The organism is Pseudomonas sp. W15Feb34, from assembly GCF_023127765.1.
Lineage (GTDB): Bacteria > Pseudomonadota > Gammaproteobacteria > Pseudomonadales > Pseudomonadaceae > Aquipseudomonas > Aquipseudomonas synxantha_A.
In genome coordinates this window covers 358,461-373,050 of sequence record NZ_SPKN01000029.1, presented here as the reverse complement: position 1 = coordinate 373,050, position 14,590 = coordinate 358,461, and the positions used below count along the sequence as shown (strand labels likewise).

Annotated in this window: 13 protein-coding genes and 2 tRNA genes; 1 reads left to right on the top strand and 14 read right to left on the bottom strand. The window is 57.5% G+C overall.

Annotation, left to right across the window (positions count from 1 at the left end; all coding sequences use genetic code 11):
• Nucleotides 1-17: 17 nt before the first annotated feature.
• From nusA to rlmE, 10 genes are all read right to left on the bottom strand, one after another.
• Complete coding sequence (gene nusA, locus E4O97_RS15420; protein WP_005791481.1) at nt 18-1,499, bottom strand: transcription termination factor NusA; 1,482 nt, start codon at nt 1,497-1,499, stop codon at nt 18-20.
• Nucleotides 1,500-1,546: 47 nt separating this feature from the next.
• A complete protein-coding gene (gene rimP, locus E4O97_RS15415; protein ID WP_003235029.1) occupies nt 1,547-2,005 on the bottom strand; it encodes a ribosome maturation factor RimP in 459 nt (152 codons plus the stop codon).
• A gap of 140 nt (nt 2,006-2,145) precedes the next feature.
• Nucleotides 2,146-2,222, bottom strand: a tRNA-Met gene (locus E4O97_RS15410).
• Nucleotides 2,223-2,318: 96 nt separating this feature from the next.
• Nucleotides 2,319-2,404: transfer RNA gene (locus E4O97_RS15405), tRNA-Leu, on the bottom strand.
• A 22-nt stretch (nt 2,405-2,426) separates the two neighbouring features.
• Nucleotides 2,427-2,810 carry a preprotein translocase subunit SecG gene (gene secG, locus E4O97_RS15400; protein ID WP_003194191.1) on the bottom strand — a complete coding sequence of 128 codons (384 nt, stop codon included), beginning with the start codon at nt 2,808-2,810 and terminating at the stop codon, nt 2,427-2,429.
• 4 nt (nt 2,811-2,814) lie between these two features.
• Entirely contained in the window at nt 2,815-3,570 is a 756-nt protein-coding gene (tpiA, locus tag E4O97_RS15395) for a triose-phosphate isomerase (RefSeq protein WP_005791483.1), read from the bottom strand.
• A 66-nt stretch (nt 3,571-3,636) separates the two neighbouring features.
• Entirely contained in the window at nt 3,637-4,974 is a 1,338-nt protein-coding gene (glmM, locus tag E4O97_RS15390) for a phosphoglucosamine mutase (RefSeq protein WP_005791485.1), read from the bottom strand.
• A gap of 16 nt (nt 4,975-4,990) precedes the next feature.
• Nucleotides 4,991-5,842 carry a dihydropteroate synthase gene (folP, locus tag E4O97_RS15385; RefSeq protein ID WP_032879443.1) on the bottom strand — a complete coding sequence of 284 codons (852 nt, stop codon included), beginning with the start codon at nt 5,840-5,842 and terminating at the stop codon, nt 4,991-4,993.
• 8 nt (nt 5,843-5,850) lie between these two features.
• Nucleotides 5,851-7,761, bottom strand: coding sequence for an ATP-dependent zinc metalloprotease FtsH (ftsH, locus tag E4O97_RS15380; RefSeq protein ID WP_032803717.1), 1,911 nt, complete (start codon nt 7,759-7,761; stop codon nt 5,851-5,853).
• A gap of 200 nt (nt 7,762-7,961) precedes the next feature.
• Nucleotides 7,962-8,612, bottom strand: a complete 651-nt coding sequence (gene rlmE / locus E4O97_RS15375) for a 23S rRNA (uridine(2552)-2'-O)-methyltransferase RlmE (protein WP_003194199.1) — start codon at nt 8,610-8,612, stop codon at nt 7,962-7,964.
• Between the two features lie 106 nt (nt 8,613-8,718).
• On the opposite strand from rlmE, the gene E4O97_RS15370 reads away from it, so the two are divergent.
• On the top strand, nt 8,719-9,027 hold the full coding sequence (locus E4O97_RS15370; protein WP_003176146.1) for a YhbY family RNA-binding protein: 309 nt from the start codon (nt 8,719-8,721) through the stop codon (nt 9,025-9,027).
• Between the two features lie 9 nt (nt 9,028-9,036).
• On the opposite strand, the gene E4O97_RS15365 is transcribed toward E4O97_RS15370, so the two are convergent.
• The 4 genes from E4O97_RS15365 to carA form a co-directional block, all read right to left on the bottom strand.
• Nucleotides 9,037-9,441 carry a hypothetical protein gene (locus E4O97_RS15365; RefSeq protein ID WP_032879441.1) on the bottom strand — a complete coding sequence of 135 codons (405 nt, stop codon included), beginning with the start codon at nt 9,439-9,441 and terminating at the stop codon, nt 9,037-9,039.
• A 28-nt stretch (nt 9,442-9,469) separates the two neighbouring features.
• The gene (gene greA, locus E4O97_RS15360; protein WP_005791494.1) at nt 9,470-9,946 is read right to left on the bottom strand and encodes a transcription elongation factor GreA; all 477 of its coding nucleotides are present in this window, start codon (nt 9,944-9,946) and stop codon (nt 9,470-9,472) included.
• The gene (gene carB / locus E4O97_RS15355) at nt 9,943-13,164 is read right to left on the bottom strand and encodes a carbamoyl-phosphate synthase large subunit (RefSeq protein ID WP_005791497.1); all 3,222 of its coding nucleotides are present in this window, start codon (nt 13,162-13,164) and stop codon (nt 9,943-9,945) included. The genes greA and carB overlap by 4 nt, the downstream gene beginning before the upstream one ends.
• A 105-nt stretch (nt 13,165-13,269) precedes the next feature.
• Nucleotides 13,270-14,406, bottom strand: coding sequence for a glutamine-hydrolyzing carbamoyl-phosphate synthase small subunit (gene carA / locus E4O97_RS15350; RefSeq protein WP_005791498.1), 1,137 nt, complete (start codon nt 14,404-14,406; stop codon nt 13,270-13,272).
• Between the last annotated feature and the right edge of the window lie 184 nt (nt 14,407-14,590).

Here is a 14,590-nt window from a genome sequence, read left to right as displayed (position 1 = left end):
CCTCAGGCCGCGCCTAATTACTCGAACCAATGGGCTCGGGCGGCCATGATCAACTTGCCGGCACGATCTTCGTCAATGCCGTCGATGTCGAGCAGATCGTCAATAGACTGCTCGGCCAGGTCTTCGCGGGTAATTACGCCGCGCACCGCCAGTTCCATCGCCAAATCCTTGTCCATACCCTCAAGCGAGAGCAGGTCTTCGGCCGGATGGGCGTCTGCCAGCTTTTCCTCAGTAGCGATGGCTTTAGTCAACAAACGATCCTTGGCCCGAGCGCGAAGCTCGTTGACGGTGTCTTCGTCAAAGCCGTCGATGTTGAGCATTTCTTCCAACGGTACGTAGGCAATCTCTTCCAGGCTGGTGAAGCCTTCATCTACCAGTACCTGTGCCAGGTCTTCATCGACTTCCAACTCTTCGATGAAGTTGCGCAGGATGTCACCGGTTTCAGCTTGCTGCTTAGCCTGGATGTCCGATTCGGTCATCACGTTCAGGGTCCAGCCGGTCAGTTGGCTGGCCAGACGCACGTTCTGACCACCACGACCAATGGCCTGAGCCAGATTGTCTGCGCCAACGGCGATGTCCATTGCATGGGCATCTTCGTCAACGATAATTGCCGCCACTTCAGCCGGCGACATGGCGTTGATCACGAACTGCGCCGGGTTATCGTCCCACAGGACGATATCCACACGCTCACCGCCCAATTCGCCCGACACTGCCTGGACGCGCGAACCGCGCATACCGATGCAAGCGCCTTGCGGGTCGATGCGTTTGTCCTTGGAGCGAACCGCGATCTTGGCACGCGAACCCGGATCGCGGGACGCAGCCATGACTTCGATCAGACCTTCGGCAATTTCCGGCACTTCGATGCGGAACAGCTCGATCAGCATTTCCGGCGCGGTACGCGACAGGATCAGCTGAGGACCGCGGTTCTCGGTGCGGATTTCCTTGAGCAGCGCACGCAGACGCACGCCGACACGGAAGGTTTCGCGAGAGATGATGTCTTCGCGGGCCAGCAACGCTTCGGCGTTGTTGCCCAGGTCGACGATCACATTGTCGCGGGTAACTTTTTTCACGGTGCCGGAGATGATTTCACCCAGGCGCTCGCGATAAGCGTCAACGACTTGAGCGCGCTCGGCTTCACGAACCTTCTGCACGATGACCTGCTTGGCGGTCTGTGCAGCAATACGGCCGAATTCGATCGATTCGATCTTTTCTTCGACGACATCACCGACCTGGGCGCCCGGGTGCGTTTGCGCAACCTTGCTCGGCCAGGTTTCGATGGCCGGATCATCAAGATCGGCTTCTTCGACGACCGTCCAGCGACGGAAAGTCTCATAGGCACCGGTGTGGCGGTTGATTTCCACACGCAGATCAACTTCGTCTTCAAAACGCTTTTTGGTAGCAGTGGCCAGGGCCAGCTCCAGCGCTTCAAAAATCACGTTTGCCGGTACGCCCTTTTCATTGGATACCGACTCAACAACCAGCAGTACTTCTTTGCTCATCGTACGCCTCGCCTTTCGCAAGCCATTGGATCCGCGGGATCCGCGTCTCAGTCAAAACTGGGAATAATGTTGGCCTTGTCGATCATATCGATCGGCAACAGGAACTCATGGTCTTCTACCTGCACCACGACATCCTGTTCTTCTACACCGCGCAGAAGGCCCTGAAAGTTGCGTCGCCCTTCGAAGGGCGAACGCAGCTTGATCTTCACTTGTTCACCGGCAAATTTTGCAAACTGATCAATAGTGAACAGTGGGCGTTCCATGCCTGGCGAGGAAACTTCAAGGGTGTACTCAACGGAAATCGGATCTTCAACATCCAGCACACCGCTGATCTGACGGCTGACAATGGCACAATCGTCCACCAGCACGCCGCCCTCTTTATCGATATAAACGCGCAACATTGAGTGGCGACCTTGAGCCGAAAACTCAATACCCCAGCATTCATAGCCTAGGGCCACGACCACCGGGGCCAGCAAGGCCTGCAACTCTTCTAGCTTGCTCGACACCTGAACCCCCTCGTGCATGTATGTGCATGCTGTGCAAAATAAAAAAATGGGCGAAACGCCCATCCTTGAAACGCCGTCGAACAGCGGCGTTGAAAGTGTCCAGCTAACAAAAAGCCCCTTAAAAGGGGCTCCGCTAAAACTGGTTGCGGGGGCCGGATTTGAACCGACGACCTTCGGGTTATGAGCCCGACGAGCTACCAGACTGCTCCACCCCGCGACAAAGCTGGGGCGGAAGTATACGACCGATCCCTTACAGGGTCAATGTAACCTTCCACCTACAAGAAAGCCCGCAACAGCGGGCTCTCCTGATAATTGGTACCGAGAAGGGGACTCGAACCCCTACACCCTATGGGCACAACCACCTCAAGGTTGCGTGTCTACCAATTCCACCACCTCGGCAATACAGCGCTTACAACCCTTCTTACTTCTGCTCTTGAGCTGGAGGTACGTCAGTCGCTGGAGTAGCCGACTTTTGCTCTTGAAGCACCGGGACATCATCAGAAGCCGGTTTTGCTTTTGGAACTTCCAACACTGCTGGGTTTGGCAAACCTACCTGAGTCAGCACATGAGCTTTCTCTTTAGCAAAGTAACCTAACCCTAAGCTGGTTATGAAGAAACCTGCGGCAAGTATAGCAGTAAACTTACTAAGAAAGGTAGAGGAACCTTGGCTTCCGAACACAGTATTTGAAGCACCTGCACCGAAAGACGCACCAGCATCCGCACCTTTACCCTGTTGCAACAAAACCAGAGCAACTACGCTCAGGGCAGCCAACAGATGAAAAACGACTACGACTGTTTCCAGCATTTTTTCAGTTTCCCGCGGCGCGACAGATCGCACCGAACTCATCTGCATTCAGGGAAGCTCCACCAATGAGCCCCCCATCGATATCCGGCATGCCGAACAGTTCGACCGCATTGGCCGCCTTCACGCTGCCGCCGTATAGAAGCCGCACACCTTGCGCGACTTCAGAATTCTCTGCCGCCAACTGCGCGCGGATGGCTGCATGCACATCCTGCGCCTGTTGCGGTGTAGCAGTCAGTCCGGTGCCAATGGCCCAGACCGGCTCGTAAGCAATAACCGCCTTTGCAAACGCACCAACACCCAGCTCCTCGATGATGCTGCCCAGCTGACGCGAGACAACTTCAAGAGTCTTGCCCGATTCGCGCTGCTCAAGGGTCTCCCCTATGCACAACACCGGAACCAAGCCACAAGCCTGTGCCGCGGCGAACTTGCGATTGAGCGTCGCATCCCGCTCGCCCATCATCTGACGGCGCTCGGAGTGCCCAACGAGTACATAGGCACAACCCGCATCAACCAACTGACTCGGCGAAATCTCACCGGTCAATGCGCCTTGCATAGGCTCCACCGCAGAATTCTGCGCGCCGACCTGGATCGACTTGCCCTTCAAGCCATCAACCACTTGGTTGATATGCAAGCAAGGTGGGAAAACCGCGACATCAACACCGCTAGGCAAGGCCAAGTGACGAAGGCCATTGATCAGCTCAGCGACACTGGCGCGGGTACCGTGCATCTTCCAGTTACCAGCTACCATAGTGCGACGCATGCTGTACCCCGTCGGTCAAAGTGGGCGCAGATGTTACCCAACCACACCATCACTGGCAAGCCGAATTCAGGCGCAAACTTCAGTTACCAGTTTTGCCAGGTCTTCGGCATGGCCGCGAACCTGGGTTTCGTCCTCGCCTTCGACCATGACACGCACCAGAGGCTCAGTGCCCGACTTGCGCAACAACACACGCCCACGCCCAGCCATTGCCTGGGTAACACGCTCACAAGCCTCTTTGACGGCAGGGTGCTCGATCGGATTTTCACCACCGGCAAAACGCACATTGAGCAGCACCTGCGGACACTTGCGCAGGGCCTGACGCGCCTGCGCCAGGCTCTCGTCACGACGACGCAAGGCCAGAAGCACCTGCAGCGCAGCGATGATGGCGTCGCCCGTAGTCGTATGCTGGAAGCATACGACGTGTCCCGAGTTCTCGCCGCCTACCAGCCAGTTACGCTCCAGAAGCTCGGCGATCACATAACGGTCGCCGACATTGGCGCGGATAAACGGAATACCCAACTCCGCCAATGCCAACTCAAGCCCCAGGTTGCTCATGAGGGTACCCACGACGCCGCCCTGCAGCTTGTTACGCTCATGCAGATCACGGGCAATGATGAACAGCAAATCATCACCATCCACAATCATGCCGGTGTGATCCACCATCAGCACACGATCACCGTCGCCATCGAACGCGATACCCAGGTCCGCATGTTCGGCCAGAACCGCCGCCTGCAGTTGCTCCATATGCGTGGAGCCGCAGTTGTCGTTGATGTTCAAGCCGTTAGGCTGAGCCGATAGTACAGTGACCTGCGCTCCCAGCTCCTTGAAAACACTTGGCGCTACCTTGTAGGTCGCACCATGGGCGCAATCGACAACGATCTTCAGCCCGGCAAAATTGGTACTGCTCGGCACGCTGCTTTTGCAGAATTCGATATAACGGCCGGACGCATCATTGATACGCGACACCTTGCCCAGCTTGCTGGATTCGACCACCGTCATCGGCGCATCCAGCAGCTCTTCGATCATCAACTCGATCTCGTCAGGCAACTTGGTGCCCTGCCCCGAGAAGAACTTGATGCCATTGTCGTCATGCGGGTTGTGCGACGCACTGATCACAATACCGGCTTCAGCGTGAAAGGTACGCGTCAGGTAAGCGATCGCTGGCGTCGGCATGGGCCCCAACAGCATTACGTCGGCGCCGGCAGCAGATAAGCCTGCCTCAAGCGCGGATTCAAACATATAACCCGAAATACGGGTGTCCTTGCCAACCAGGATCCGGCACGCCCCCATGCTGCGGAACGCCATGCCTGCCGCCCAACCCAACTTGAGCATGAAATCAGGGGTAATCGGAAACTCGCCAACCCGACCACGGATGCCGTCGGTGCCAAAGTATTTTTTAGTCATAAGTGCTCCATCATTCTTATTCGGCTGATTCTACAGCGGCAATCATGCGCACCACATCCACCGTCTCGGCGACATCATGCACACGCAAAATACGAGCGCCCTTGGTCACGGCAAGCGCTGCAAGGGCGAGGCCGCCGTACAAGCGCTCACCCACCGGGCGATTCAAGGCCAGCCCTATCATGCTCTTGCGCGACACACCGACCAGCAGCGGCCGACCAAGGGCATGCAGCGCCTCCATATGCTTGAACAGGCTTAAATTATGTTGCAGGGTCTTGGCAAAGCCAAACCCCGGGTCAAGGATGATCTTTTCGCACGCGATGCCCACCTCGACACACTGAGCGATCCTGTCTGCCAGGAACCCAGTGACCTCACCGACCAGGTTGTCGTAGTGAGGACTGTCCTGCATGTTACCGGGCTCACCCAGCATGTGCATCAGGCACACCGGCAGGCCGGTCGCTGCAGCTGCATCGAGAGCACCGTCACGCCGCAACGAACGCACATCATTGATGAGCCCCGCCCCCAGACGCGCGGTTTCACGCATTACCGCGGGAGTTGAAGTGTCCACAGAAATGATCACATCCAGCTCACGGGCGATACGCTCGACAATGGGCGCTACCCGCTCAAGCTCTTCCAACGGGGATACCACACGAGCCCCAGGCCGAGTGGACTCGCCGCCCACATCAATCAAGGTCGCGCCGGCAGCCACCATCGCCTCGGCATGACGCAACGCGGCATCCAGCTGGCTGAAACGGCCACCATCGGAAAAGGAATCAGGAGTTACATTGAGAATACCCATGACATGCGTATGGGCCAAATCAAGAACCCGGTTGCCGCAAGGCAACCGGGTAGAGGACAAAGCAGAAGTCATTTCAAACCTTAGTGGTCAGCTGCCGGGCCGCCGATCGGGGTCTCAGGGCGTTCGTTCTGAACGACGGGTGGGGTACCCGAAGTACCTGAACCACCTTCCCAATCGCGAGGCTCACGCGGTGTGCGACCGGCCATGATGTCGTCGATCTGATCGGCATCAATGGTCTCGTACTTCATCAGCGCATCAGCCATGGCATCAAGCTTGTCGCGGTTATCGGTGAGGATCTGCTTGGCCGTGCCATAACACTGGTCAATGATGCTGCGAACTTCGGAGTCGATCAGCTTGGCAGTCTCACCGGAGAAGCTGGCACTTTGACCGCCACCACCACGACCGAGGAACACCTCACCCTCTTCCTCTGCATACATCAAAGGACCGAGTTTTTCCGACAAGCCCCACTTGGTCACCATATTTCGTGCAATCTGGCTGGCACGCATGATGTCATTGGAAGCACCTGTGGTGACGCCATCGAAGCCCAGGGTCATCTCCTCGGCAATCCGCCCGCCATAAAGCGAACAGATCTGGCTGATCAATGCACGCTTGGAGAGGCTGTAACGATCCTCTTCCGGCAGGAACATGGTCACACCCAGCGCACGGCCACGAGGAATGATCGACACCTTGTAGACCGGGTCATGCTCAGGCACAACGCGACCAACAATGGCGTGACCGGCTTCGTGATAAGCCGTGTTCTGCTTCTCTTTCTCGGACATGACCATGGATTTGCGCTCAGCGCCCATCATGATCTTGTCTTTTGCCAATTCGAACTCTTTCATTTCAACAATGCGCTTGCCGGTACGGGCAGCAAACAACGAAGCCTCGTTGACCAAGTTGGCCAGGTCGGCACCGGAGAAGCCAGGCGTACCACGGGCAATCACAGCCGGAGCCACGTCGTCACCCATTGGCACCTTGCGCATGTGTACTTTCAAAATCTGTTCACGACCGCGGATATCCGGCAGGCCAACCACGACCTGACGGTCGAAACGGCCCGGGCGCAGCAACGCCGGGTCCAGTACGTCCGGACGGTTGGTCGCGGCGATGACGATAATGCCGTCATTCATCTCGAAACCATCCATCTCTACCAGCAACTGGTTGAGGGTCTGCTCACGTTCATCATGACCACCACCCATGCCAGCGCCACGATGGCGACCAACGGCATCGATCTCATCGATGAAGATGATGCACGGCGCATGCTTCTTGGCCTGTTCGAACATATCGCGAACACGGCTGGCGCCCACACCGACGAACATCTCGACGAAGTCAGAACCGGAAATAGTGAAGAAAGGCACCTTGGCTTCGCCGGCAATCGCCTTGGCCAGCAAGGTTTTACCGGTACCTGGTGGACCTACCATCAACACGCCGCGAGGAATACGACCACCCAGGCGCTGGAACTTGCCCGGATCACGCAGAAACTCGACCAACTCACCCACTTCTTCCTTGGCTTCGTCGCAACCTGCAACGTCAGCCAGGGTAGTCTTGACCTGGTCCTCGGAGAGCAGACGTGCCTTGCTCTTGCCAAAGCTCATCGGCCCGCCCTTGCCTCCCGCACCACCTTGCATCTGGCGCATGAAGAACATGAACACGGCGATAATCACCAGGATCGGGAAGCTTGCCACCAGGAGCTGAGTCCAGATGCTTTGCTGTTCAGGCTGCTTGCCTTCGACAACCACGTGGTTATCCACCAGGTCACCGATCAGACCGTTGTCCTGGATTGCCGGACGAATGGTCTTGAAGCTGTCGCCGTCGTTGCGCTTACCGGTAATCACGTAGCCATCAACCGCTACGCGCTCGACCTTGCCATCCTTAACTTGCTGGATGAAGTCGGAATAGTTGAGGGTCTGCGGCTCGTTAGGGCTGGAGAAGTTGTTCATCACCGTCACCAGGACAGCCGCGATGATCAACCACAGGATCAGATTCTTTGCCATATCGTTCAATTAACTACCCTCTGAAGCAAGCTCCGCTACTGGCGCGCGCTTCGCATGATATTCACCGGCCTAACTTACTACATTACCTACAACTCTGGCAGGCGCCGTCTGTAACCCTTTGTGAAACTTTGACTACACAATATTCGTAAAGCTTCGTGACGAAAGCGATATAAAAAAACCTATCGCCCTCCTCGAATTTCTCAAAAACGCTCTTCGCTCGCTGCGCCTTCAACACCGCGGTAGCCACGGCACAGCAGATACTGCTCCCTGGACCGGTCACGGGAAGAGTCCGGTTTACGGGTCTGCACCTTGTCGAACAACTTGCGAATGTTCTTGTGGTACTCGTCGAAACCTTCGCCCTGGAAGACCTTCACCAGGAAATCGCCACCCGGACGCAATACCCGACCTGCCAAATCCAGCGCCAGCTCACACAGGAACATGGCACGCGGCATATCAACAGCCGGTAATCCACTCATATTGGGGGCCATGTCGGAAATCACAAGGTCTACCTGCGAATTTCCCACAGCCTCCAGGATCTCGGCCAATACCTTGTCTTCGGTAAAGTCGCCGTGAACAAAGGTCACGTCCGGGATGCTGTCCATCTCGAGGATGTCGGAAGCGATCAATCGGCCTTGCCCACCAATCAGACGACTGGTCACCTGGGACCAGCCACCGGGGGCCGCGCCGAGATCGATAACGCTCATGCCCGGACGGATCAGTTTATCCTTGTCCTGGATCTCCAGCAGCTTGTAGCTGGCCCGGGAACGGTAGCCGTCCTTTTGCGCCTTTTTGACGTAAGGATCATTGAAATGTTCTTGTAGCCACTTAAGGCTGGTTTTGGAACGGGCCACGGGCCACCTCGAAAAATAAAACGGGTCGTGATTAACTGGGCGGTCCCGGACTCGCTCGGGTAAACTGGCCGCCGCTTTTTACAAGATCAGACGCAGGGGTCAGATTATGCCGCTCACTCAAGAGCAGAAGAAACAGTACAAATCCATTGGCCACCATCTGAAACCAGTTCTGATTGTGGCAGACAACGGGTTGACTGAAGGTGTTTTAGCCGAATTTGAACGCGCACTGAACGATCACGAACTGATCAAGATCAAGGTCAATATCCTTGATCGCGAAGCGCGTTTGGCCGCCGTTGCAGAACTGTGCAAGGTGGGCAAAGCGGACCTGGTTCAGGTCATCGGCAAGATGGCGCTGCTGTATCGCAAGAACTTCAGCGTCAACAAGCAACTGTCGAACGTTCATCGCTTCAAATGATGAAAAGGGTCACGGGCGTGCTTCGCGCGCCCTGCCACTCCACCCCGGCGCCGGCTGCATGACCAGCACCAAACCGGAAAACCCTAGCACAAGATAGCTGAATAACTGCCAGCGCAACGCTTGCGGCAGCCAAATATACACCACGCAAAACATCGCGCACGCATACAGCGCCATCAACAGCAGTTGCCCGCGAATGTCCCGCCACAAACTCTCAAAGCCCTCAGCCTTGACCAGCACTAACGCCTGGAGCAACACACACGCCGCCGCAAAACCCACCAGCAGCGCGCTCAGCAATTTGTCGATCTCATCGATCAGTAACGGTGCCAGACCAATAAGGCCCAGCACCGGTAATACACCCATATGCAACAGCCACAGGCCGCCCACCCAAAGCATCTGAGAGAGCTGCCAAAGCATGGCGCCCGCACGTAGCGGGCGCCGTCTTTCAGATGTGGCGGACTTCGACAATCTCGTACTCAATGACGCCGCTCGGCGTTTTCACGGCAACGACGTCACCCTCTTCCTTGGCAATCAAGGCGCGAGCGATCGGCGAGCCGACAGAGATCTTGCCTTGCTTGAAATCAGCCTCATCCTCACCCACGATCTGGTAAGTCACGCTTTCGTCAGTCTCGACGTTGGCGATTTCCACGGTCGTGCCGAAAATCACCTTGCCGGTATGCGGGATGGTCGTGACGTCGATGATCACCGCATTCTGCATGCGGCCCTCGATATCACGAATCCGCGCCTCGACCATACCCTGCTGCTCGCGAGCAGCGTGGTATTCGGCGTTTTCCTTCAAGTCACCCAGCTCGCGGGCCGTACCGATGTCCTGGCTCAGCTTCGGACGTACAACCTTGGTCAGATGGGCGTGCTCCTCTTCCAGGGCCTTGGCGCCCTGGACGGTCATTGGGTATTTGATCATGCCTTCAATCCTGCGTGTAGATCCTGCAAGCGACGCACGGTCTTTTCCGGACCGAACTTGAGCGCTTCGCAGATAGCTTCGCCAGCAGCAATGGTGGTGGTGCAGTAGATCTTGTGCTGCAAGGCATTACGACGAATGGAGTAGGAATCCGCGATCGACTGACGACCTTCGGTGGTGTTGATGATCAGCGTGACTTCGTCATTCTTGATCATGTCGACCACATGCGGACGGCCTTCCGTCACCTTGTTCACGCGACGTACTTTCAAGCCCGCAGCTTCGATCAGCTTGGCGGTCCCGGCAGTCGCGACAACTTCAAAGCCCAAGTTGATCAGATCACGGGCCACGCCCGCAACCAGTGGCTTGTCGTCATCACGCACGCTGATAAACGCAGTACCGCCGGTCGGCAGCACTTCGCTGGCACCCATCTGGGCCTTGGCGAACGCTTCACCGAAGGTATCGCCCACGCCCATCACTTCACCGGTGGACTTCATCTCTGGGCCCAGGATCGGGTCCACACCAGGGAATTTGGCGAATGGGAACACCGCCTCTTTCACGCTGTAGAAGTTTGGAATGATTTCCTTGGTAAAGCCGATTTCCTTCAAGGTCTTACCGGCCATCACACGGGCAGCGATCATGGCCAGGGACACACCGATGCACTTGGATACAAACGGCACGGTACGCGAGGCACGCGGGTTGACTTCAATGACGTAAATGTCTTCGCCTTGCAGCGCCAACTGAACGTTCATCAGGCCGACCACCCCCAGTTCCAGGGCCATTTTCTTGACCTGTTCGCGCATCTCGTCCTGGATGTGCGCCGGCAGCGAGTACGGCGGCAGCGAGCACGCGGAGTCACCGGAGTGAACGCCGGCCTGCTCGATGTGCTGCATGATCGCGCCGATCACTACGTCAGTACCGTCGCATACCGCATCCACGTCCATTTCGATGGCGCAGTTGAGGAAGTGGTCCAGCAGCACCGGGCTGTCGTTGGACACTTTCACCGCATCACGCAGGTAGCGCTTGAGTTCGTCTTCTTCGTAGACGATTTCCATCGCGCGACCGCCCAGTACGTAGGACGGGCGCACCACCAGCGGGTAGCCGATCTTGCTGGCTGCACGGATGGCTTCGTCTTCGCTGCGCACAGTAGCGTTTGGCGGCTGACGCAGGTTCAGGCGCTCAACCATCTGCTGGAAGCGCTCACGGTCTTCGGCACGGTCGATAGCGTCCGGGCTGGTACCGATGATCGGCACGCCAGCGGCTTCGAGGGCACGCGCCAGTTTCAGCGGGGTCTGGCCGCCGTATTGGACGATCACGCCCTTAGGCTTCTCGACGCGGCAGATTTCCAATACGTCTTCCAGCGTTACCGGCTCGAAGTACAGACGGTCGGAAGTGTCGTAGTCAGTGGAAACGGTTTCCGGGTTGCAGTTGACCATGATGGTCTCGTACCCGTCTTCGCGCAGGGCGAGGGCGGCGTGTACGCAGCAATAGTCGAACTCGATACCCTGGCCGATACGGTTCGGACCGCCGCCCAGGATGATGATCTTGTCGCGATCCGACGGCGCGGCTTCGCACTCTTCCTCATAGGTGGAGTACATGTAGGCAGTGTCGGTGGCGAACTCTGCGGCGCAGGTGTCAACGCGCTTGTAGACCGGAAAGATATCCAACTTGTGGCGATGAGTACGCAGGTTCTTCTCGGTCACACCCAGCAGCTTGGCCAGGCGCTGGTCGGAGAAGCCTTTGCGCTTGAGGCGGAACATCAGGTCGCGGTCGATAGACGACAGGCCCAGAGTCTTGACCTTCTCTTCTTCCTTGATCAGATCTTCGATCTGCACCAGGAACCACGGATCGATCATGTTCATACCGAAGATATCTTCGACGCTCAGGCCGGCACGGAAGGCGTCAGCCACGTACCAGATACGCTCGGCACCCGGCACGGTCAGCTCGCGCTTGAGGATGCTCATGCTTTCCGGATTGCTCAGGTCGAGCTTCTCGTCCAGGCCGCAAACACCGACTTCCAGGCCGCGCAGGGCTTTCTGCAGGGATTCCTGGAACGTACGGCCGATCGCCATGACCTCGCCGACCGACTTCATCTGGGTGGTCAGGCGCGCATCAGCCTTGGCGAACTTCTCGAAGGCAAAGCGTGGCAGCTTGGTCACAACGTAGTCGATAGACGGCTCGAAAGACGCCGGCATAGCGCCGCCGGTGATTTCGTTTTGCAACTCGTCCAAGGTGTAGCCGATAGCCAGCTTGGCAGCGATACGCGCAATCGGGAAGCCAGTAGCTTTCGAGGCCAGCGCAGAAGAACGCGATACACGTGGGTTCATCTCGATTACGACCATGCGGCCGGTGTCCGGGCAGATGCCGAACTGAACGTTGGAACCGCCGGTTTCAACGCCGATCTCGCGCAGTACCGCCAGGGAGGCGTTACGCAGGATCTGGTATTCCTTGTCGGTCAGGGTCTGCGCCGGAGCTACGGTGATCGAGTCACCGGTGTGCACGCCCATCGGATCGAAGTTTTCGATGGAGCAGACGATGATGCAGTTGTCCTTTTTATCGCGGACCACCTCCATCTCGTATTCTTTCCAACCGATCAGCGATTCGTCGATCAGCAGCTCTTTGGTCGGCGACAGGTCCAGGCCACGCGCGCAGATTTCTTCGAACTCTTCACGGTTGTAGGCAATGCCGCCACCGGTGCCACCCATGGTGAAGGACGGACGGATAATGCACGGGAAGCCCAGGGTCTCAAGGACCGCATTGGCTTCTTCCATGCTGTGGGCGATACCGGAACGCGGGCACGCCAGGCCGATGGACTTCATGGCCTTGTCGAAACGCGAACGGTCTTCAGCCTTGTCGATGGTGTCGGCATTGGCGCCGATCATCTCTACGCCGAACTTTTCCAGGACGCCTTCGCGCTCCAGGTCCAGGGCGCAGTTCAATGCAGTCTGGCCGCCCATAGTTGGCAGCAGCGCGTCCGGACGCTCTTTCTCGATGATCTTGGCAACGGTCTGCCATTTGATCGGCTCGATGTACGTCGCGTCGGCCATGGCCGGGTCGGTCATGATGGTGGCCGGGTTGGAGTTCACCAGGATGACGCGGTAGCCCTCCTCACGCAGGGCCTTACAGGCCTGGGCGCCGGAGTAGTCGAATTCGCAGGCCTGGCCGATCACGATCGGGCCAGCGCCGAGAATCAGGATGCTTTTTATGTCTGTACGTTTTGGCATGGGTTTGTCACTCAAATCCGCAGGTCAGTCGGCAAGCCGTCTAGAACAATCCTTGAAGAGCCTGCGGGGGCCACCGTGGTTCGGGGCCGCCCGCAGAGCACTCAGTCAGCGTCGCTTGGCCATCTCATTGATGAAACGGTCGAACAGCGGCGCTACGTCGTTCGGGCCCGGGCTGGCTTCAGGGTGGCCCTGGAAGCTGAACGCGCTCTTGTCGGTGCGTTCGATGCCCTGCAGGGAACCGTCAAACAGCGACTTGTGAATGGCGCGCACATTACTCGGCAAGCTGGCTTCATCCACCGCAAAACCGTGGTTCTGGCTGGTGATCATCACAACGCCGGTGTCCAGGTCTTGTACCGGGTGGTTGGCACCGTGGTGGCCGTGGCCCATTTTCAGGGTCTTGGCGCCGGAGGCCAAAGCCAGCAGCTGGTGACCAAGGCAGATACCGAACACCGGAATGTCGGTTTCCAGCACGTCCTTGATGGCCTGGATAGCGTAGTCGCATGGCTCGGGGTCACCCGGGCCGTTGGACAGGAACACGCCGTCCGGCTGCATCGCGAGCACATCGCTGGCAGGTGTTTGCGCGGGCACCACGGTCACGCGGCAGCCACGCTCGACCAACATGCGCAGGATGTTGTACTTGACGCCGTAGTCATAGGCGACCACGTGGTAAGGCAGATCGGCAGCCTCGATAGTCGCGTGGCTGTCGGTCTTCAGATCCCACACAGTGGAACGCCACTCGTACTTCTCTTTGACGCTGACGACTTTCGCCAGGTCCATGCCTTTCAGGCCAGGGAAGCCTTGTGCTGCGGCAATCGCCGCCTCGTCGGAAATATTGTCACCGACCATGATGCAGCCATTCTGCGAGCCTTTTTCACGCAGGATGCGCGTGAGGCGGCGCGTATCGATACCGGCGATCGCCACAACATTGTTGGCTTTCAGGTAATCGGACAGCGACATCGTGTTACGCCAGTTGCTCGCAACCAGTGGCAGGTCACGAATCACCAGACCGGCCGACCAGACACGATCAGACTCGACATCTTCCGGTGTAGTACCGGTGTTGCCGATGTGCGGATAGGTCAGGGTAACGATCTGTTGGGCGTAGGAAGGATCGGTAAGGATTTCCTGATAGCCGGTCATGGCGGTGTTGAACACCACCTCTCCAACGGTTTGACCGTCGGCTCCAATGGCTTCGCCGCGAAAAATGCTGCCATCAGCAAGGGCGAGTATGGCTGGCTTAGTCAAGAAGACCTCCCGTAAATAAAGCCTGAAAGGGCGATCGCAGGTTGTAAAAAAGCGGAGTGACGTATGGACACGTCACCCCGCTTCTTCATCGAATTATTCTGCGCGCTTTTAGTGGACACACTAAAGCTGTAGCTTACAGAAAAAGGCTTTTTGGGTCCACCGCTAATGAGCCTTAAAGGCAGGA

What these genes read in the sequence shown, in the direction of transcription:
- nusA (WP_005791481.1), bottom strand. Translation starts at nt 1,499, where the DNA reads ATGAGCAAAGAAGTACTGCTGGTTGTTGAGTCGGTATCCAATGAAAAG.
- secG (WP_003194191.1), bottom strand. Translation starts at nt 2,810, where the DNA reads ATGCTGGAAACAGTCGTAGTCGTTTTTCATCTGTTGGCTGCCCTGAGC.
- tpiA (WP_005791483.1), bottom strand. Translation starts at nt 3,570, where the DNA reads ATGCGTCGCACTATGGTAGCTGGTAACTGGAAGATGCACGGTACCCGC.
- glmM (WP_005791485.1), bottom strand. Translation starts at nt 4,974, where the DNA reads ATGACTAAAAAATACTTTGGCACCGACGGCATCCGTGGTCGGGTTGGC.
- folP (WP_032879443.1), bottom strand. Translation starts at nt 5,842, where the DNA reads ATGACTTCTGCTTTGTCCTCTACCCGGTTGCCTTGCGGCAACCGGGTT.
- ftsH (WP_032803717.1), bottom strand. Translation starts at nt 7,761, where the DNA reads ATGGCAAAGAATCTGATCCTGTGGTTGATCATCGCGGCTGTCCTGGTG.
- E4O97_RS15370 (WP_003176146.1), top strand. Translation starts at nt 8,719, where the DNA reads ATGCCGCTCACTCAAGAGCAGAAGAAACAGTACAAATCCATTGGCCAC.
- E4O97_RS15365 (WP_032879441.1), bottom strand. Translation starts at nt 9,441, where the DNA reads ATGCTTTGGCAGCTCTCTCAGATGCTTTGGGTGGGCGGCCTGTGGCTG.
- greA (WP_005791494.1), bottom strand. Translation starts at nt 9,946, where the DNA reads ATGATCAAATACCCAATGACCGTCCAGGGCGCCAAGGCCCTGGAAGAG.
- carB (WP_005791497.1), bottom strand. Translation starts at nt 13,164, where the DNA reads ATGCCAAAACGTACAGACATAAAAAGCATCCTGATTCTCGGCGCTGGC.